The organism is Myxococcus sp. AB056 (assembly GCF_006547365.1).
GTDB lineage: Bacteria > Myxococcota > Myxococcia > Myxococcales > Myxococcaceae > Myxococcus > Myxococcus virescens.
Map to the genome: position 1 here is coordinate 1 of NZ_VHLB01000128.1, position 18,846 is coordinate 18,846.

The 18,846-nt window shown below is 69.7% G+C and carries 20 protein-coding genes; 7 read left to right on the forward strand and 13 right to left on the reverse strand.

The genetic code is table 11. The annotated features are described in order from the left end of the window. The first annotated feature begins 442 nt into the window (after nt 1–442). Nucleotides 443–886 (forward strand): hypothetical protein, encoded by a 444-nt coding sequence (locus FMP39_RS34135; RefSeq protein WP_194858680.1) that lies wholly within the window; start codon nt 443–445, stop codon nt 884–886. Between the two features lie 3 nt (nt 887–889). On the opposite strand, the gene FMP39_RS34140 is transcribed toward FMP39_RS34135, so the two are convergent. Continuing rightward, complete coding sequence (locus FMP39_RS34140) at nt 890–1,090, reverse strand: SlyX family protein (RefSeq protein WP_002640911.1); 201 nt, start codon at nt 1,088–1,090, stop codon at nt 890–892. Between the two features lie 66 nt (nt 1,091–1,156). Between FMP39_RS34140 and FMP39_RS34145 the strand changes: the two genes are divergently transcribed. Continuing rightward, nucleotides 1,157–1,459 (forward strand): hypothetical protein, encoded by a 303-nt coding sequence (locus FMP39_RS34145; protein WP_141594193.1) that lies wholly within the window; start codon nt 1,157–1,159, stop codon nt 1,457–1,459. An 18-nt stretch (nt 1,460–1,477) separates the two neighbouring features. Here the strand turns inward: FMP39_RS34145 and FMP39_RS34150 are convergent, their stop codons facing one another. The 3 genes from FMP39_RS34150 to FMP39_RS34160 form a co-directional block, all read right to left on the reverse strand. Further along, nucleotides 1,478–2,470 (reverse strand): lipopolysaccharide assembly protein LapB, encoded by a 993-nt coding sequence (locus tag FMP39_RS34150; RefSeq protein WP_141594194.1) that lies wholly within the window; start codon nt 2,468–2,470, stop codon nt 1,478–1,480. 11 nt (nt 2,471–2,481) lie between these two features. After that, complete coding sequence (locus FMP39_RS38750) at nt 2,482–2,826, reverse strand: hypothetical protein (protein ID WP_141594195.1); 345 nt, start codon at nt 2,824–2,826, stop codon at nt 2,482–2,484. A gap of 114 nt (nt 2,827–2,940) precedes the next feature. After that, the gene (locus FMP39_RS34160; RefSeq protein ID WP_141594196.1) at nt 2,941–3,366 is read right to left on the reverse strand and encodes a hypothetical protein; all 426 of its coding nucleotides are present in this window, start codon (nt 3,364–3,366) and stop codon (nt 2,941–2,943) included. A 211-nt stretch (nt 3,367–3,577) separates the two neighbouring features. On the opposite strand from FMP39_RS34160, the gene FMP39_RS34165 reads away from it, so the two are divergent. Then, entirely contained in the window at nt 3,578–3,805 is a 228-nt protein-coding gene (locus tag FMP39_RS34165; RefSeq protein ID WP_090495650.1) for a hypothetical protein, read from the forward strand. Nucleotides 3,806–3,910: 105 nt separating this feature from the next. On the opposite strand, the gene FMP39_RS34170 is transcribed toward FMP39_RS34165, so the two are convergent. From FMP39_RS34170 to FMP39_RS34185, 4 genes are all read right to left on the reverse strand, one after another. Further along, the gene (locus FMP39_RS34170) at nt 3,911–4,750 is read right to left on the reverse strand and encodes a hypothetical protein (protein ID WP_141594197.1); all 840 of its coding nucleotides are present in this window, start codon (nt 4,748–4,750) and stop codon (nt 3,911–3,913) included. Next, nucleotides 4,747–5,505, reverse strand: a complete 759-nt coding sequence (locus FMP39_RS34175; RefSeq protein WP_141594198.1) for a hypothetical protein — start codon at nt 5,503–5,505, stop codon at nt 4,747–4,749. The genes FMP39_RS34170 and FMP39_RS34175 overlap by 4 nt, the downstream gene beginning before the upstream one ends. Then, a complete protein-coding gene (locus FMP39_RS34180; RefSeq protein WP_141594199.1) occupies nt 5,502–7,910 on the reverse strand; it encodes a TonB-dependent receptor in 2,409 nt (802 codons plus the stop codon). Before FMP39_RS34180 ends, FMP39_RS34175 begins: the two co-directional genes overlap by 4 nt. Nucleotides 7,911–8,054: 144 nt before the next feature. Next, nucleotides 8,055–8,468, reverse strand: a complete 414-nt coding sequence (locus FMP39_RS34185; RefSeq protein ID WP_228558575.1) for a hypothetical protein — start codon at nt 8,466–8,468, stop codon at nt 8,055–8,057. Between the two features lie 187 nt (nt 8,469–8,655). Here FMP39_RS34185 and glpD point away from each other — a divergent pair, with 187 nt between their 5' ends. Together glpD and FMP39_RS34195 are read left to right on the forward strand one after the other, a co-directional pair. Then, complete coding sequence (glpD, locus tag FMP39_RS34190; protein ID WP_141594201.1) at nt 8,656–10,353, forward strand: glycerol-3-phosphate dehydrogenase; 1,698 nt, start codon at nt 8,656–8,658, stop codon at nt 10,351–10,353. A gap of 201 nt (nt 10,354–10,554) precedes the next feature. Continuing rightward, the gene (locus FMP39_RS34195) at nt 10,555–12,360 is read left to right on the forward strand and encodes a S8 family serine peptidase (protein WP_141594202.1); all 1,806 of its coding nucleotides are present in this window, start codon (nt 10,555–10,557) and stop codon (nt 12,358–12,360) included. Nucleotides 12,361–12,376: 16 nt separating this feature from the next. Here FMP39_RS34195 and FMP39_RS34200 read toward each other — a convergent pair whose 3' ends face one another. After that, nucleotides 12,377–12,865, reverse strand: coding sequence for an anti-sigma factor (locus FMP39_RS34200; protein WP_141594203.1), 489 nt, complete (start codon nt 12,863–12,865; stop codon nt 12,377–12,379). Beyond that, complete coding sequence (locus tag FMP39_RS34205) at nt 12,862–13,458, reverse strand: RNA polymerase sigma factor (RefSeq protein WP_228558576.1); 597 nt, start codon at nt 13,456–13,458, stop codon at nt 12,862–12,864. The genes FMP39_RS34200 and FMP39_RS34205 overlap by 4 nt, the downstream gene beginning before the upstream one ends. Nucleotides 13,459–13,635: 177 nt before the next feature. Here FMP39_RS34205 and FMP39_RS34210 point away from each other — a divergent pair, with 177 nt between their 5' ends. Continuing rightward, nucleotides 13,636–14,886, forward strand: a complete 1,251-nt coding sequence (locus FMP39_RS34210) for an acyltransferase (RefSeq protein WP_141594204.1) — start codon at nt 13,636–13,638, stop codon at nt 14,884–14,886. 54 nt (nt 14,887–14,940) lie between these two features. Here the strand turns inward: FMP39_RS34210 and FMP39_RS34215 are convergent, their stop codons facing one another. Together FMP39_RS34215 and FMP39_RS34220 are read right to left on the reverse strand one after the other, a co-directional pair. After that, nucleotides 14,941–15,234, reverse strand: coding sequence for a FruA-associating protein, FapA (locus tag FMP39_RS34215; RefSeq protein ID WP_090495641.1), 294 nt, complete (start codon nt 15,232–15,234; stop codon nt 14,941–14,943). 177 nt (nt 15,235–15,411) lie between these two features. Then, complete coding sequence (locus tag FMP39_RS34220; protein WP_141594205.1) at nt 15,412–16,461, reverse strand: NAD(P)-dependent alcohol dehydrogenase; 1,050 nt, start codon at nt 16,459–16,461, stop codon at nt 15,412–15,414. Nucleotides 16,462–16,578: 117 nt separating this feature from the next. On the opposite strand from FMP39_RS34220, the gene FMP39_RS34225 reads away from it, so the two are divergent. After that, entirely contained in the window at nt 16,579–17,484 is a 906-nt protein-coding gene (locus FMP39_RS34225) for a LysR family transcriptional regulator (protein WP_141594206.1), read from the forward strand. A gap of 10 nt (nt 17,485–17,494) precedes the next feature. Here FMP39_RS34225 and FMP39_RS34230 read toward each other — a convergent pair. Further along, the coding region (locus FMP39_RS34230; RefSeq protein WP_141594207.1) for an AAA family ATPase at nt 17,495–18,846 on the reverse strand (1,352 nt) is incomplete at its 5' end.

Sequence of the window (18,846 nt, forward strand, 5' to 3'; positions counted from 1 at the left end):
GAGCCGATGGTACTTCGCGGGAAACCGCGCGGGAGAGTAGGTCGCTGCCGGATTCTTTTTGAGAAACCCCCGGTGTCCCTCGTGGACACCGGGGGTTTTCCGTTTTGGGGCGCGTGGGGTTTCCGCGCGTCACCGCGGGCGTTGGGCCAGGCGCCGCGTGCGCAGCCGGCGCACGCCTCCCACCGCCAGCAGGGCCGCTGTCGTGGCCAGCACCAGCAGGTGCTCGGCTCGCGCGGCTCCCTTGGCAACGCCAACCGGCTCCCCAGCTGCGACGCGGGCGCTTGAGTCGCGCGTCGTGTTGCAGTGAACGTCCTCCGTCCGCTGCGAGTCGCTGCCTTCCGCTGCGACTGCCTTTGATGATTTGGAGCTCCGTGTTGCTGGCATCGACGCGCTCGGCTTGGTTGAGTGTGGGCTCCCCGCTGTGTTGAGAGGAGCCTCTCGAATGAAGCTGCTTCGTCCTTGCCTTGGCGCGCTGCTCGCGGCCGGCCTCTTCCTCGTACCCACGAACTCAGAGGCCGCGGTTCGTGTCGGGCTTGGGGCTGATTATTGGATTGATGACAGCGCGGTCTTCAACTTCACGCTGGGCGTTGAGACGCCGCTCGCGGGGCCCCTGTCTGTTGGCGCTCGGTTCGGTGCAATGCTCATCACCGAGGGCAACGACATCGGTGTTCCGTTGGACCTGGTCCTGCGTGCGAACCTCGCCAGGTCCGGCGTCTACATCGAAGGCATGGTCGGACCCTGGCTCGTGTTTGGCCGTGGCGACACCTTCCGGGCGCATGCCGCGTTTGGCTTTGGCCTTCAGGGCAAGGCCGCGAGCATTGGTCTCGAGGTGGGTTACCTGGAGCCCAACCCGACCATTGGCCTGCGGCTCGGCTACAAGTTCTGAGCCTCAGTAATGCGGTGGACGCTCGTCATGACGGGCGTCCACCAGGCCGGGCTCGGCTTCCAGCTTCTGCTTGAGCCGGTCCACCTCCGCGCGCAGCTGGTCGATGACCTTCTGCTGTTCGTACAGCACACCGCTGAGCTCCTGCAGCAGTTCCTGCTGGTGCATGTAGCGGATTTCCAGCTCGGCGATTCGCTTCTCGTCCATGGGCACTCACCCATATCCCGGCGAGGCGGCCTGCGTCCCCACCAGGTTGAACCTTGCTTCCTCCGCATGAACGTCGACGAACACATCCAGCGTGCTCGTGAGCTGCTCGCCCGGAACCAGCCGGAGATGGCTGAGTCCGCTCTCAGCGACGCCATTGATGCCGCTGTCGCCGCCGAGGACATCGTCCTGCTCACGCGGGCTCGCTTCGCTTTGGGGGAGCTGCTCTTCCATCAAGGGCGTGATGCGGAGGCAGTCCCCTACCTGCAGGCCGTCGTGCGCACCGAGCGCGTCGATGGAGCCGTGGACGTCGAGGTGAAGGCCTCCGCCCGCATGCTCCGACAGATCCGCGGCATCGAGCCTCGGGAGTAGGTCCCCGGCCCCTTCGTGTCAGGGGATGCTGCAGGACTTCCGAATCAGCTCCGGCCGCCCGGAAAAGCGCCGCTCAAGGTCCATTCGCGTGAGCCGGGCATCGTCGATGCGCCGCTCCTTGACCTGAATCGCGCAGAGGGCCGCCATCGCCTTGGGGTCTGCCGGGTCCAGCCGGTCCGCTTGGCGCAAAGCCTCTTCCGCGGTGTCCACTTTGCCCAGCCGATGCCAGGCGAGCCCGAGCTCGAAGAAGCCCAGGCTGAGCTTCGGGTCCTCGGCCACCGCCGCGCGGAAGAGCTTCACCGCTTCGGCGTCGTGACCTTCCCGGCTGTGCACCCTGCCTTGTTCCACCAGGAGCCTGGCGTGTGGCAGGCGCCCTTCGAGCTTTCGGAGGACGGCCAGCGCCTCTTCGCCCCGCTTCGCCGCGCTCAGCAGGTGGACGTAACGCAGTCCGACCAGCGGGTCGCTGGGCGCCTTTCCATGCGCCCGCTCCATCGCCTCGGCCGCGCCCACGACGTCCCCGTCCTTCTCCTGTAGCTCCGCTCGGAGGAGGTCCGGCCGCGCGTCTCGTGGGGCCAGCGTCTCTGCTCGAGACAGGGCCGTGCTCACACACCGGCTCATCCGCTCGACGTCGCAGATTCTCGCCAGCAGGAGCTGGGTTTCGACCTCCTGGGGATTCCGGCGCTCCGCCTCCAAGGCCAGCGCATGGGCGTCATCTGGCGCCCCATCCAGCAGCAGCGTCGCGGCCTCTCGCAGCTCCGCTGGCGTGGCCTTGGCGTCGTCCTTCAGCGGCCGCAGGAAAGGGACACGCTGCGACACGCTCGACATTGCGCGTGCGATGGACAGCTGCTGCTCGGGCATGTTCCTGGAGATGAAAAGCGGAATGAGGTGGATGAGCGTCACCACGGTGCACACGATGAGCAGGCTTCGGGTCCCCCGGTTCAGCCTGCGGCGATGCGCTCCCTCTGCTTCCTGCACTGCCGATTCTCCTGGAGGCGCGCTCCGCCTCACCATGCATCCCGCTACTACACTGCCCGCAGTCTTGGACGTAGCCCCGAGGGCAGCTCCAGGCCACAGCTCCAACACAGTTCGAAGTTGCCGGGGTTCTCTTCGCGGCACCGTGGACACTCCACCGACCGCTCGGCGTGCTCTTGATTCTCCTGCAGTTCTGCCAGGAGGCCTTTCGCGTGCTCGAGGTCATGCGGCTCCACCCATAGTTCTATCCAGGTCTCCGCGCTCGGAATCTCGCCGCTCAACGGGGCAAGGGCTTCTCCGCGAACCTCTACCGCAACTCCCATGGCTTCCAGCGCACCCGCCAGAAGCCGTGCTTCTCCCACCGTGCGATGCACGGACAACTGCACGCGACTCATGCTCCTGTCTTCACAGAAGCCGAGCTCGGCAGCAACCCCGGCTACAGGCTCGCTCCCGTCCGCACGATGGGCGGCTTGCCTGGGCGGATGACACGTGGCATCGGGCCTTGAGGGTTACTGCTCCTCTTCGCGCAACTGGTGCGGCAGCACCGCGTGTGCGCGGCGCGGTGCCCGGGCATGCAGCTCGGTCGTCAGCAGGTGGTCCAGTTCCTCGAGCAGGGCGTCATAGAGGGGGCCAGCGCCCTGGGCTGGAAGTCGCTCGGCCGCGACGCGCACGCGAGGGGATTCTTCGTCCTCGAACGCGAGCGTCACCGCGAGACCGTCTGGCCCACCTGCCTGCGGAACCATGACGACGGGGGCGGGGGCGCGGCTGGCTTGTTCGAAGAGCGGGCCCAGGCGCTGGATTTCCGCTCCCGTGAGGTCGCGCTCGCTGACCACCTCACCCTGCTCCAGCACCTTCAGGTGCTTCATTCCTTCCAGCCGGAGCGCCTGTGCGCCCGTGTTCGTTCGCCCACTGCGCTCGTACGTGACCGTCCTCACGCCGCGTCACCTCCTTGGGCACGAGGTAGGCACCCTTGCGCGCCGCCGCATCCGGCAAAGCCGCGGCTCGTGTATTCCGTGTCCGGCACCGAGCGATGTCGTGTGCTTCCCGACACCGGACGAACCCCTCCGCACGAGTGTTTCCACCTGGGCCGCTTCCTAGTTTCAGGCCTCCCCGGCACTTTCGCTTGGGGAGTCCCGAGGTAGGTCCATGAGCAAGGACAGCGGCAAGAACCAGAACGACCAGCGCGCCAACTCCAAGAATCCCAACAACCCCGCGCACAAGGCGTCGCAGGACAACCGCTCCAACCAAATGAACCCCAATAGCCCTCGGCAGTCGGGCAACAACCCGAACGGCGGGAGCAACAACAGCGGGAACAACTCGACGGGGGGGAACCCCGCGGCGAACTCGTCTGGCTCCTCGCACAACAAGAGCTGAGCTTTGAAGGCTCCAGGCCCAGGGAGGGTCGGCCCCGGGCCTGGGGGCTCATGCTGGCGCGGTGGCCTGCCGTTCGTGCCACCGCGCCAGCATCCCTCCGCGTGGTCAGCGCGCTCGGGGCTCGCACTCACCTTCGCCGCGGTAGTGCCCCAGGTTGCGCGTCAGCGCCGTGACGAAGTCGCGCAGCGTCTGCACGTTGCCCACGCCACCCGTGCCGTACTGCCCCGACGGCAGCTCCGTCAGGTCCACCGCCGCCAGCTCCTCGAGCGTCACCTCTCCGTCGGGCCCCGCGATGCCCATGCTGTCCGCGGCGGCCAGCGCGTCGAAGCGCATCTTCGCGTCCGGCGACTGCAGGTCGTCGAAGAAGAGGTGGTCGCCGTGGATGGTGAGCTGCACCGTTTCCTCGCCGTCCTTGGGCACCGTGACGCCCGCGCCCAGGCCCGGGCTCTCGCAGTGCTCATAGACGGTGTTGGTGGTGAAGCCCCAGGCGAAGCGCTTGGTCTGCGCGCCCTTGGTCGCCGTGCCCTCCAGGTAGACGGAGTAGCCGCCGTCCTTCATCCGCGTGACGTCCGCGGCGTCCGCGTTGCCTGCAACCGCGTTGGCGTTGGGCGCGATGGCGAAGCTGACGTGGTCCCACTCCTGGGCCGGCACGTCGCGGAACGTCTCCACCACCACCGGGCCGGGCTTGTGCACGTCGAATACCCGCGCCTGCGTCATCTCGATGGCGGTCTCGTCGTGGTTGCCGACCTTCACCTCGCCGAGTACCACGAGGAACTTGCTGAAGCGCACCGTCCAGCCGTCCACGATGCCGTCCTCGCCACCCACGGCCGCGGGAATCTCCTTCTCGATGTAGTCCTCGCCATAGGTGGTGAACGTCACCGTGCCCGCGCCGTCGCTGCATGCCATCAGTCCCAGACAGGAAAGCCCCAGCATCCACTTCTTCATTGCGCAGCTCCTTCCACCCACGTCGTGACGTAGGCAGTGGTGTCTTCCACGCCGCGCACCAGCGCGTTCTGCGCCTGGCTGTCGGCGGGGAAAGTGTAGACGCCATCCGCGTCCAAATCGGTCGCGGTGGCGAAGTCAATGCGGCCCAGCCACGTCCCCAGCTTCACGGCGATGCGCACACGGCCCGCCTCCATTCCCAGCGACTTCTCGAAGCGCACGCCCTGAATGGGCTTGGGCAGGCTCGTCAGCGCGTCGAAGCGCCGCTCGACGCCCTCCGCGTTGCGCGCCGTGCCGCGAACGCGCATCGCCTGGCCGCTCAGCATGCCCTGGGCGTCGGTGGCCTGCGTGGGGGCCGTCAGCGTCAGCTCCAGGGAGCCATACTCGCCCGTCACCGCGCTCGCGTCGCCCAGCGTGGCGCCGGTGAGCAGGTCCACGGTGTGGGTGGTCAGCATCTCGGCCAGCGCGTCGCCCGGTGAGTAGTGTCCGGGGTGCGCATGGGCCGTGCCGCCGATGAGCGTGTACCAGTCGAAGCGGCGGGCCGTCAGCGCGCGGCCTTCAAAGAAGCGCACCGGGCCCACGGAGAGGTGCGCGGATTCCACCGTCACCGTCCAGCCTCGCTCGTTGGCGCCCGTCATGGGCGTGGACGTCACCTCCACGGGAAAGGTGCGCCGCTCCGCTTCGCTGCCACAGCCGCTCAGGACCGTGGCCGAGGCGGCCAGGGCCAGCGCGCCGGTGAGGATGTGTCTGAGATTCATAGGTGGACCTCCAGGGAGAGCGAGGCCATCCGAGGCGACCCCGCGGTGAAATGTCTTGCCGGGACGAGGCTCGCCGCGGCGGCAGGGTCGAAGCGCGAGCCGTAGACGAACTCGCCATCCCTCCAGCGCGCGTCGAGCAGGTTCGAGACCTCCAGCCGCAGCCCCAGCTCGCCCCGTCGGATGGCGACGTGCGCATCCGCGAGGAACACGGTGGCGCTGCGCTCGCTGAAGGGCAGCGGGCGTGGACCGATGAAGGTGAGCCCCGTGCCCAGCGACAGCGTGCTACCGCCGAACCCCGTCCAGGTCAGCGGACCGTCCCAGCCCACGTCGGCGCGCGCAACGAAGGGCGCGAAGTAGGGCAGCAGCGTGTCCGAGGCTCGCACGTAGGCGTGGGCAAACGTGGCGCTGACCGAGGTGACGAGCCCTGGCAGTGGACGGGCCTGGAGCGCGGCGGAGACGCCCGAGCGCAGCGTCTGGCCCGTGTACACAGTCGTGCCCACCGTGTGGTCGAAGAAGAAGTCGTTGTCCACCTGCGAGCCGAAGAGGCTGAGCTGCAGGGCCCAGTGCTCGCCGTCCTTGCGCGAGCCCAGCTCCGCGCCTCGGATGGAGACGAAGGGGGCGCGCTCGCCCTCCGAGAGGCTGCGCGCCTGCGGCGAGCGGAAGCCGTCACCGTAGCTGGCGAACAGGCGCCAGGCGTCCGCGTCATCTCCCAGCGCGTACTCCACGCCCGCCTTCGCGCCCAGGTGGACGCCGAAGGCACTGCGCGAATAGCCCTGTCCGTCGTAGTAACGCGGGTCCCGGAAGGCGAGCGCGTCGAAGACCTCCACACCCAACGCGTCCGCGCGCCCCCCCAACCGGAAGCTCCAGCGGCCCAGTGGCATGCGGGCCTCGGCCCAGCCCCAGACGTCCGTCTGGGTGAAGGCCGCGTCAATCTCGTCGGAGAAAAAGGTTCCGTCGGATTCGCGGTAGCGCCGCTGCGTCTGCTCCACGCTGTCTCGCCGTGCGCCCAGTCCCAGCTCCAGCGCGACCGGGCGGCCGAAGGCCGTCACGGACCTCCGATGCTCGGCGCGGGCGCCCAGCGTGGTGGCGTTGTTCGTCTGCTCCAGGCCGTCACCGCGCTCGTCGACACGGAAGCCCGTGAAGTTGTTGCGCAGCCGCAGGTCCGAGAGGATGCCGAAGACCTCCAGCTTCGTGCGCCCGTTCCCCGTGCGCGGCAGGTCCACGCCGAGCAGCAATTGGTGCCGTGACACCGAGCCGCCCTGCCGGCCCAGGGCGGCGGAGAAGAAGTCGCTGCGGCCCGAAAGCAGGTCGTCCTCGCGCACCACGCCCGGGGAGTCGAAGCGCGTGACGTAGCTGCCTGCGAGTGCGCGGACCGTCAGCCCATCTCCAAGTGTCGCATTGGCCTGGGCGAGGAGCGAGGCGCGGCCGTAGCCCCGCTGAGCGCCGAAGCCTCTGCCTTCACCCAGCTCCACCGCGGCGAAGGTTCCCGCGTCGTCTCCCGGTCGCACCGTGGCCACGAGCCGACGCTGGCCGTACTGGCCGAGTGTACCCAGGAGGTGGACGCCGGGCTCGGCGACGCCCAGGTCCATGCGGACGGTTCCCGCGACGGCGAAGTCGCCCTGCGCGGCGCGGTAGGAACCTTCCGTCACTTCGAGCGCCTGCACGACCTCTGGGATGACGAAGTTGATGTCCGCGTAGCCCAGCGCGTGGATGTGGCTCACCTCGTTCACTGGCAGGCCGCCGACGTCGAGTTCCACGTCCTGGCCGTGCAGCGCGTCGAAGCCTCGGAGGAAGAGCTGTTGGGCCTTGCCCTCTCCACTGTGCTGCGAGGCCACGAGGCCGGGAACGGCTCGCAGGAGGTCCACTGCGTTCCTGCGTGGCGCAGCGTCCAAGATGTCCCGGCCCAGTGTCACCTCGGACGCGCTTTGCGCGGGACGCGCGCCGCGCACCACCGTGGACTTTGACGGCGGTTCCTCGGCCTCGAGGTCGGATGCGCTGGTGAGGGATTCCTCCTGCTCCGAGGGGAGAGGATGGGAGCTTGCCTCCGACGAGGGGACGTCGGCGGTTGGGGGGCTGGGGTGAGGAGAGGATGCTTCCTTGGGAAGCTGTCCGGGCTCGTTGGCTGGGGACGTGTCCGCTTCCGCCGGAGACTTCACGGGCGTGATGGCGCTGGCCGAGGGTGGGGCTTGGCGCTCCGTGTTCACGAATGGCGGCACGTCGTCATGTGCGCTCGTGCCCGTGCCTGCCGCGGCACGCTCGGACGCGGGAGATGGCTCTCGTGCCGCATCTGGCGGACGGTTCGAGGGCGACAGGGCGAGGACACACGACGACATTGCGGCAACGAGGAGCACGGGCACGTACGGACACACAGCGGCGCAGGCCCCATGCTGCGGCGTCTTGCTCACGCTTGGACTTCGCGCGGCGCACGACGCCCCAGGGAGTGACCCCACCGGGACGGGTTCAGAAGTGAGTCAGCAAGCAGGACACACGGACCCCTGCGTGCTCCGCACGCGAGGCTCCTTGCGTTGGCTGCGCGAGGGTGATGACGGCTACGGGCCCTGGGGCATCGCCGTCGGGCGCACCGCGGAGCCGGGGACCCTCGTGGGGCCTCGCTGGAGCTCCGCCAGCCACGACACTTCACGCACGCGCGGCAGCTTCATCACCGCCCAGGCCAGCGCGACCGCCTGCAGGTGCTCCACGGAGCCCGTCAGGTGCTCGTGCCCGCTCTTCCGTTCACCGTCGGGTGCGGGTTCCCCCGCGCCCTCATCGCCACGGTGTGCGTGCTCGTCCCCCGCACCGTGCGCATGGGCGCGCCCGTGCGGGTGTGAATGGGCATGGGGGTGGTGATGACCACCATCGCCGTGCTCCACCACCGCGTGCAGCACCGGCGCCACCACGAGCCCGTACACCAGGACCATCAGTCCCAGGCTGGCCAGGTCGCGTCGGTCGTGGGGGTTCAACAAGGCCGTGGAGCCCAGGGTGAGGGGAGGGGTCGGCCGCCTCCTATCTGTCTTCATCCGGACGCGCAAGGCACCGTCCCCCCTCGGATGGGTGCCTCGCGGACACATGTCGCCTCGCTCCGTGTAGCGCGCTTGACGCAGCGCATTGGTTTCCGCTGCCCTCGCCGGCCAACGCCGCTACACTTGTGCCGTGCGTTCTGAATCCGTCGCGCTCAGCCGTGTTGTCTCCGAAGCAGATGTGCCCCCGCCTCCGTCCCGCGCAGCACGCCTGCGGGCCCTGGCCACGGAGACCTTCGACGTCCTCATCATCGGGGGCGGTGTCACCGGCGCGGGCTCGGCGCGGGATGCCGCGCTTCGGGGCCTCAAGGTGGCGCTCGTCGAGCGTGACGACTTCGCCAGCGGCACCTCCAGCCGCTCGTCCCGGCTCATCCACGGCGGCCTTCGCTACCTGGAGCACGGCCACCTGGGCCTCGTGTTCGAATCCAGCATCGAGCGCCAACGCCTGCTGCGGCTCGCCCCGCACCTGGTGCGTCCGCTCGCCTTCATCTGGCCCGTGTACGCGGGCGCCCGTGTGCCCCGCTGGAAGCTCAACGCGGGCCTCATGCTCTACGACGCCCTCTCCCTCTTCCGGAACGTGAAGGGCTACCGGCGGCTCAACGCCCGGCAGGTCCACGCGGCCGAGCCCGGCCTGCGCACCGACCACCTCAAGGGCGGTGCCCGCTACTACGACGCGGCCACGGACGACGCGCGCCTCACCCTGGCCAATGCCGTGGGCGCGTCCGAGGCGGGAGCCGTCGTCCTCAACCACGCGTCCGTGAAGGCGCTCGTCCTGGAGCAGGGACACGCGCACGGCGCGACGGTGGTGGACCACCTCACTGGCGAGGAGGTCACCGTGCGCGCACGGGTCCTCGTCAACGCCACTGGCCCGTGGAGTGATGAAATCCGCCGGCTGGATGCGCCGAATGGGGCGAGCCCGGCCGTGCGCGGCAGCAAGGGCGTCCACCTCGCCGTGCCGCGTGAGCGCATCAACCACCGCGACGCCTTCACGCTGCTGTCCCCCAAGGACGGCCGGGTGATGTTCGTGCTGCCCGCCGACAACTTCACCATCATCGGCACCACGGAGACGTCCACGCGCGCGCACCCCGCGGAGGTCCGCGCCAGCGAGTCCGACGTGGCCTACCTGCTGGAGTCCGCCAACGCCTTCTTCCCCGAGGCGCGCCTCACTCGCGCGGACGTGGTGAGCGCGTGGGCCGGCATCCGTCCCCTGGTGGCCAGCGGCTACCACGGCACGCAGGCCGATGCGGGCAGTGCCAGCCGAGAGCACGCCATCGACGTGAGCCCCTCCGGCGTGCTCGCCATCAGCGGTGGCAAGCTCACCACCTATCGCGTCATGGCGCGCGACGTGGTGGACGCCGTGGAGCGCCGCCTGGGCCAGCCTCGCCGCCGCTCGCCCACGGATGTGTTGCCCCTGCCGGGGGGAGACATCCGCGCGCTGGATGCCGAGTTCGCCGCGGCGCGCGCCGAGGTGGGAGACGACGCCACAGCCGTCCACCTGGTGCGCGCCTATGGCAGCCGCTGGCGCCGCGTGTGGGCCCTGACGCGGGAGGACGCCGCGTTGTCCCGGCCGCTCGCCGAGGGGCTTCCCTACCGGGCCGCCGAGGCTGCCTGGGGTGTCACCCACGAACTGGTGCACACCCTGTCGGACCTGCTCATCCGCCGACTCAAGGTGGCGTTCGAGACGCGCGACCAGGGGCAGGCGGCCGCGCGTGTGGCGGCCGAAGTCATGGCGCCCCGGTTGGGCTGGGACGCCGCGGAGACACAACGGCAGCTGGACGTCTATGCCGCCGATGCGCTCCGCCTCTTCGGCGTGGATCCAGCCGAGGCGTGAAAGGGCGAACGCTCCCCTGTCGGCTGCTCGCCGGGCACGTCCTGCCACGGACAGGGGCGCGAGCGGACGATTCGCTGGCGTGGTTAACTTGCGCTCCGGGAACGGAATCAGGTGTCCTCCCGTTCATGCGCGTCCCTGGAAATCCATCAGCCGCGCCGTGACGTACGACGCCTGCTGGACGGGGCACTCGAGGAGCGTGAAATGAAGCGTTGCGTCTGGCTGGGTCTGGTCGGGGGGCTGATGGCATGTGGCTCGGAGCAGGAGCCCAAGGCGTGCCCTGGTACCGAGGGGTCGTCCCAGTTGCCGGCGGTGGTGTCCGCGGCGCGAAGCGAGGCGGCCCTGACGGACGATGGCGGGGAGGACGTCATCATCGCCTTCCGGCAGCGCGTCTTCGCCTCCGCGCAGGCCAACACGGATGCTTTCGCCAACGAGGTGACGCGCGCTGGAGGCCAGGTGAAGCAGCGCGTCCCGTCGCTGAACATGCTGTCCGCCCGGGTGTCTCCCGAGGTGCGCGCGGCGCTCGCCCGGAATCCGGACGTGGTGTCGGTGTCGCCCAACCGTCCGGTGTATGCGCTCGGCATGTCGCGGCCACCGCTGCCCGCGCAGGCGTGGCTGGGCGCGGAGCCTCGGCCGCCCCCCAACACCGTGGGCTCCGTGGGGGAGTACACCGACGGCCTGAAGATGGTGCGGGCCAACAAGGTCTGGGATTCCAACGACGACGGTGTCCTCGATGTGGGTCGGCCTTCGGGCACGGGCATCAAGGTGTGCGTCATCGACAGTGGTTGGGACAACCGCCACCCGGAGCTGCAGGCTGCCTTCATCGGAGGCAAGGACTTCATCAACGGGTCCGCCAACGCGCTGGCCCTGGACGCGCAGGTGGACTCGAAGGGCAACGTGCTGCTGTGGGGCGGCGGACACGGCACGCACACCGCGGCCACCATCGCCGCGCAGCTGGCCGGGGGCGGCCGGGTGCGGCTGGGCGAGGACCCCAACGGCACGGTGGGCGTGGCCCCCACCGCGTCGCTGCTGATTGCTCGGGTGCTGAACGAGCGCGGCACGGGCGACACCCTGAATGTCATCGCCGCGCTCCAGTGGTGCCAGGAGCAGGGGGCGAACATCGTGTCGCTGTCGCTGGGCGCCGTGTCGAAGAATGAAGCCGAGGAGCTGGCCTTCAACCAGGCCAGGGCGAATGGCGTGCTGGCCATCGCGGCGACGGGCAACTCCGGCGCGGGCGAGGTGTCCTTCCCCGCCGGGTACGACTCCGTGGTGGGCGTGGGCGCGGTGACCTTCTCGGGGGAGTGGGCCAGCTTCTCCCAGTACGGCCAGGGCATCAACCTGGTGGCCCCCGGCGTGGGCGTGTTGAGCGCCACCATCATCGGCGGGGCGCCGTATGGCGAGGTGGCCGCGAGCGGCCAGCAGTTCGCGTCCAACCCCCTGGAGTTCTCGGCCGTGGGCGCCTATTCGGGGCGGATGGTGAACTGCGGCCTGGGCAGCAGCATCTCCGACTGTGGAGAGGCCGCCACCTGTGATGGCTTCGTCGCCTATGTTGACCGCGGCGGCGGCATCCTCTTCGAGGAGAAGGTGCGCAACGCCGTCCGTGCCGGAGCGAAGGCCGTCATCATCGGCAACCACACCGCCGAGGAGGGCACGGGCAACTTCACGCTCAACGGGCCGTCCAAGCTGTGGGTGCCCACCGTCTCCGTGTCCTTGGAGTCGGCCAACGTGCTCCGCGAGCTCATGGGGCAGGACGTGACGTTGGACGTCACCGGTCTGGACTACACGCTGCAGACGGGCACCTCCATGTCGACGCCGCACGTGGCCGGGGTGGCGGCCCTGGTGTGGAGCCTGAATCCCCAGCAGCTCGATGCGGAAAAGGTACGCAAAGCCCTGCTCGAGACGGCCCGGGATTTGGGGCCGGCCGGGTGGGATCCGAACTACGGCAACGGCCTGGTGGATGCGGTGGAGGCCGTCCAGCACGCAGAGGGCCAGCTGACCCCGGCGCCGTAGGTCACCGCAGCCAGCGTCAGCGCAGGGTAATCAGGGGGGAGGCCACCAGGCACGCCCCCACGCGGGCTTCCAGCGCCGCCACGGCTTCCCGTGAAGGGTCGTCACACCAGTCGACGGCCCGGGTGGCGGTGGTGAGCGCGTCGTTCCGGGGCCAGGGCTCGTCGGCGCTTGGGAGGCGCGTCACCTGGAGCGTGGTGATGCCCACGAAGGCCACCGACGCCAGGGCCGCGGTCAGCATCTTCCCCCAGTGCATCCAGCTGACCTTCGGGGCGGCGGGCACCACGGGCTTTCGCAGCCGGGACTCCAACGCGGCGAAGTCCAGGGCGGGCCGCGCCGGCATGCGCCGCGCGCGCTGCGCCATCCACCCACGCTCCGCGCGCAGCCAGCTCAGCGCGTGCTGACAGGCGGAGCAGGCCTGGGCGTGAGCGCGGACCCGCGCGGCGTCCTCGGGGGAGAGTTCGTCGGCCAGCAGCGCGTCCAGTTCGGTTTCGCGACAAGCGCTCATGAGTGGCCTCCAACGTGTGCGGCCAGGTGCTCGCGCAGTTGGAGCCGCGCGCGGTGGATTTCGTTCTTCACCTTCTGGAGCGACCAGCCCATCACCGCTGAAATCTCCTCGTAGGGCAGGCCGTGGTCGATGCGCAGCAGCAGCGCCGCGCGCCGGTCCTCGCGCAGCGTCCCCAGCGCGCCCGCCAGCAAGCCTTCCAGTTCCCGGTCCAGGAGCAGGTCCTCTGGCGTGGGCGTGGGCAGCACCGCCTCCACCTGACTGCCATGGACTTCATCGTCCATGTCCACGTGGACGCCCCGGTGCCGCAGCGACTCCAGGTACACGTGCCGGGCGATGCCCAGCAGCCACGCCCCCAGCCGGTCCTCGTCGCGAAGCGCGCCCAGCCGCGCATGGGCGCGGACGAAGGTCTCCTGCGTGGCTTCGTCCGCCGCGGCCTCGTCGCGCAGCAAGTCTTTCAAGAAGCGCCACACCCCCGCGGCGTGCCGTTCAAACAGCCAGCGGAAGGCCGCGGGGTCACCCGTGCGCGCCCGGCGCAGCAACGTCCGCTCCCGGTCCGTGTCGGACGGGGGCGCACCTGCCAGCACCATTTTCATCGCGGAAAGGAGGGCCACGGCACCAAGGTGTCACGGGCGGCCCGGGAGTTTCACGCGCGCGTGCGTTTTTCCCGCGCCCGACTGCCTGGTGGCAGGACTGACACCCCGAACCGCAATCCCACGCACGCCGGGTGGTGGTCTTGTTGAATGACAGTCGTTGTTGATAAGAGAACTTTCATGTCCTTGAACTCTGGCCGTGTGGATGCACCCACGGCGCACGTTCCGCGCCTGCAGGGGCACCTGCCCGTGCTGGACGGTGTGCGGGGCCTCGCCGTCCTGCTGGTGGTGTTCTTCCACACGACCCACCTGAGCGACCAGAGCGTGGCGGGACGCGTGACGTGGTGGCTGGCCGGCGCCGGATGGACGGGCGTGGACCTGTTCTTCGTCCTCTCCGGCTTCCTCATCACCGGCATCCTCTGGGAGGCGAAGGGGCAGCCGTACTTCTTCCGCAACTTCTACATGCGCCGCTTCCTGCGCATCTTCCCGCTCTACTACCTGGCGTTGGCGGTGTCGTTCCTGGTGCTGCCATCGCTGGCGGGCCGACTGGGCCTGGACGAGCGCATCACCACCGACGGCGCCGTCTGGTACCTGCTGTACTTCTCCAACTTCTACCAACTGTGGGTGGACACCACGCACCCCATCCTCGGCGTGGTGTGGTCGCTGGCCATTGAAGAGCAGTTCTACATCGTCTGGCCCTTCCTCATCGCCGCGGTGTCGTACCGGGGCGCCATCCGGCTGTGCCTGGGCACCATCGCCACGGCCATCCTGGTGCGCGTGGGGCTCACGCTGTACGGGGCCAGCATCGAGAGCACCTACGTGGTGACGTTCTGCCGCGTGGACTCGCTGGCGATGGGCGGCCTGCTCGCGATGGCGCTGCGCCACCCGGAAGGGCTGGGCCTGAAGGCGTTCCCGTGGATGCGCTGGGCGGTCTGGGCCTCGGTGCCGGTGGTGCTCGCGCTGGTGGTGCTGCCGGTGGGCCCCACCTTCGAGCTGGTGAAGCGCACGGGCGGCTACACCGCCATCGCCGTGCTCTACGCCGTGTGCGTGTACAAGGCGGTGGCCGTCTCCAAGGGCCATGTCCTGTACCGCTTCCTCACGACGCGGCTGCTGCTCACCTTCGGCAAGTACAGCTACGCCATCTACCTCATCCACTCACCGCTGGACGCCATCCTGCGCCGCACGGTGCTGAAGACGCCGCTGAAGACGGTGGCGGGCTCGGACATGCCCATGCAGCTGGTGTTCTACGTGGTGGCCGCGGGGCTCTCGCTGGGGCTCGCGCTGGTGAGCTGGAACCTCTTCGAGAAGCACATGCTGAAGCTCAAGGACTACTTCCCCTACGGCCAGCGTCCCGCTCCGGTGTCGCTGCCGGTATCGCTGCCGGAGGGCACCCAGGCCGAACGGACCGAGGCTTCCGCCCGGGTGGCGTGACGTTCGCTGGAGTACCCGGCACCGCCGTCCAGCGCCGGGGTTCCCGTCGCGTCGTCAATCACGGCGCATGGAGAAGGCTTCCGCGACGCGCAGGGCCCACGTCTCCGCCGAGTCGAGCTCCGCGCGGGCGCTGGCGTAACGGTCCAGCCCGGCCTCCGAGCCGTCCCGCGCGAAGATGGCGTCGTGCAGCTCCTTCTGTGCGCGGCTGAGCCAATGGCTCGCCTTCTGGCGAAGCTGGGCTGCCTTCTGGGGCGTGGGGGCGGCGAGCGCCGGATCCAACAACTCTTGCTCCTCGGGGTACGGGGACGTCACCTTCACGAAACCGGCCTGCGCAATCGTCGTAGTCATGCTCTGAGAATTCGCACCGAACGGCGAGCAGGCACCTGACCAATGGGGCAGGACGATGTGCAATGGCGTGCACTGACCTGCCCTCCAGGGCCGGTGGGCGGGGCGCGACTTCGAGCCGGGGCAGTCGTTGCCTATCGGCTGTTGTCCCGCGAGGTGGGAGCCGGAGCTCCCGGGCGGCTACTTCCGCAGACTCGCGAGGTCGATGACGAACCGGTACTTCACGTCTCCCTTCAGCAGCCGCTCGTAGGCGTCGTTCACCTGCTGGATGGAAATCAGCTCGATGTCGGAGACGATGTTGTGCTTGCCGCAGAAGTCTAGCATTTCCTGCGTTTCCTGGATACCCCCAATCATCGAGCCCGAGAAGCTCCGCCGCGTGGGGATGAGGGAGAAGGGGCGGACGTCGAGCGGCTTCTCCGGGGCGCCGACGAGGACCAGGTGGCCGTCCCGTCGCAGCAGCCGCAGGTACGCGTTGATGTCGTGCTGCGCGGAGACGGTGTCGAGGATGAAGTCGAACCCGCCCGTCTGCGCGGCCATCTCCTCCTTGTTCGAGGAGACCACGACGGCGTCGGCGCCCAGGCGCGCGGCGTCCTGCTTCTTGCGGTCGGTGTGGCTGAAGACGGTGACGTGGGCGCCCATGGCCTTGGCCAGCTTCACGCCCATGTGGCCCAGTCCGCCCAGGCCCACCACGCCCACGCGCTGACCCGGCTGCACCTTCCAGTGCCGCAGCGGCGAGTACGTGGTGATGCCGGCGCACAGCAGCGGCGCGGCGGCGGCCGGGTCCAGGTTCTCCGGAATCCTCAGCGTGAAGGCCTCGTCCACGACGATGGCCTCGCTGTAGCCGCCCTGGGTCGCTGTCTGCCCGTCCTTCTCCTTGCCGTTGTACGTCTGGACGTTGCCCTTCTCGCAGTACTGCTCCAGGCCCTCCTGGCAACTGGGGCAGGTGCGGCAGGAGTCGACCATGCAGCCGACGCCGGCCATGTCCCCGACCTTGACCTTCTTCACCTGGTCTCCCACGCGGACCACGCGGCCGATGATTTCGTGGCCTGGGACCATGGGGAACCGGGAGCCGCCCCATTCGTCGCGCGCCTGGTGCAGGTCGGAGTGGCAGACGCCGCAGTAGAGGATTTCAATCTGCACGTCGCTGGGGCCGGGCTCGCGGCGCTCGAACTGGAACGGGGCGAGGGGGGACTTGGCGTCCTGGGCGGCATAGCCGCGAACGGGAATCATGAGGGGTGCTCTCCTGGCCTTGGGGTGTTGTCACTGCTCGGCGGAACGGAATATGCGTCCGCGCTCGCGCGCGCGTAACAGGCGAAATCGGGACGCGCTGCTTAGGAAATCTTCACAATGGCCTTCACGCCGCTCAATGCCCTGAATGCCTTCCTGGTGGTGGGGCGCAAGCGCAGCTTCGCCGCGGCCGCCTCGGAGCTGGGCGTGTCTGCGTCCGCGCTGAGCCAGTCCGTCCGCCAGTTGGAGAAGCGGCTGGGCGTGGTGCTGCTCACCCGCACCACGCGAAGCGTGTCCCTCACGGACGCGGGCCGCCGCCTGCTGGAGTCCGCAGGGCCGCCCGTGGAGCAGGCGCTCGATGCCCTGAAGACGGCCACCGCCCGGCCGGGCGAGGTGTCTGGTTCGGTGCGTCTCACCGTGCCCACCGTCGCCGTCACACCCGTGGTGACGCCCATCCTGGCGCGCTTCCTCCGGCGCCACCCGCGCGTGGAGGTGGACCTGCGCGTGGAGGACCGGCTGGTGGATGTTGTGGCGGAGGGGTTGGATGCCGGCATCCGCATGTCGGAGGCGCTGGAGCGCGACATGGTGCAGGTGCGCCTGTCGGGCAGCTCTCGCTTCGTCGTGGTGGGCGCGCCCGCGTACCTCGAGCGGCGGGGCACGCCCGAGCGGCCCACGGATTTGCTGACGCACGACTGTCTCTGCATCCGCTCCGAGACGACGGGCTCCATCTATCAGTGGGAGCTGGAGCGTGGGCAGCGCAGCTGGCGCGTGCCGGTGCGCGGGCCGTTCGTCAGCGCGCATTGGAGGGCGCACGTGGAGCTGGCGGAAGCGGGCCTGGGGCTCGCCTACGTGTTCGAGCCGTCCGTGGAGGCGGAGCTGGCGCGCGGCACCTTGCGCCTGGTGTTGGAGCCCTACGCGGCGCGTGTGGAGGGTTTCTTCCTCTACTTCCCCAGCCGCGCGCAGGTGTCGCCCGCCTTCCGCGCCTTCCTGGACGTGGCGCGCGAGGTGACGGCGGCGCCTCGCTGAGCCGAGCCGGCTACGCGGTCGGGATGTTGCGTACGCGGCCCCGCACGAGCGCCGCTTCTTCGGAGAGGCCCGTCTCGTCCAGCAGCGCGGCGGCGCGGTGATAGAGCAGGGCGGCCTCCAGGTGGCGCAGGGCGGCGGCCTCCGCGTTGGCGGCGGAGACGAGGAAGGGGGCCGCGCGGCGTGGCTCGTGGCCGTCCAGCCAGTGCTGGGCCACGACGACGGGCGCGGCGCCGCGCTGCTCCAGGGCCACGGCGAGCCGGCGGTGGAGCAGCGTGCCCAGCGCGCCGGGGACGCCCTGGCGCACCACCTCGAAGAGCAAGTCATTGGTAAAGCGCTCGCCCCTCAGAATCTGCGCGCCTTCCAGCTCCGCCACATGCGTGACGAGCGCCAGCGGGTTCATCTCCAGCACCTCGCTGGCCAGCTCCAGCGTGAAGTCCGTCTTCGCCAGCGCCGCCAGCCGGGCCACCAGCAGCGCGGACGGGGACAGCCGCTCCAGCCGCTGCTGGATGAGCTGCTGGCCCCGGCCGGAGGCGGGGACGTGTTCGGGCCAGCCGCGTTCCAGGCCGCCGGTCTCCAGCAGGTACTTCAGCGTCTCGGTGATGAAGAGCGGGTTGCCGCCGGTGTGCCGCGTCACGTCCTGCACCAGCTTCTCCGCGCCGGGAAGCTCCAGGCTTTGGAGCAGCGCGCCCACCGCCGAGGAGCCCAGGGGCTGCAACTCCACCAGGATGGCCAGCCCCGCGGTCACCAATTGCTGGACGAAGACGGTGGCCTGGGGCGACAGCTCATCCGTCCGGTAGGTGTCGATGAAGCGCGGGAAACGGCCGCCGGGCTCGGGCGCGTGGCGGCGCGACAGCATCAGCACCGCGAACTCCGCGGTGGCGCTGTCCATGAACTGGAGGTCGTCGGCCACCATGGCGTCCACGCTGGCCGCGAGCTGGTAGACGAGCTGGCACTGCGCTTCCAGGAAGCGGCTGCGGTCGGCCTCGTCCGCCATGGGCGGGGGCAGGCCTTCCTGCCCGGCCTGGTCCGGCAGCAGGCGCGCCAGCTCGCGCCGCACCCAGCGCGGCAGGTCCGGGTCGGGAACCCGGGCCAGCATCTGCCGCACCAGCCGCACGTGTGAGGCGTAGGGTACGCTCTGTTCGCCGGGCCGCGCCTCCAGCAGCAGGTAGCTGCCCCGCGACGCCGCGAAGTCATGGGCCAGGCGCGTCTTGCCCACGCCCGGCTCGCCAGCGATGAAGATGGTCTGCCCCGCCTCCCAGGCGGCCTCCATCCGCGCCCACTCGGGCTCGCGGCCCACCAGGACCGGTGGCCGGAGCACGGAGAGGGGCAGCCGGCTCGTGGGTGGGGGCACCTGCCTGGGGG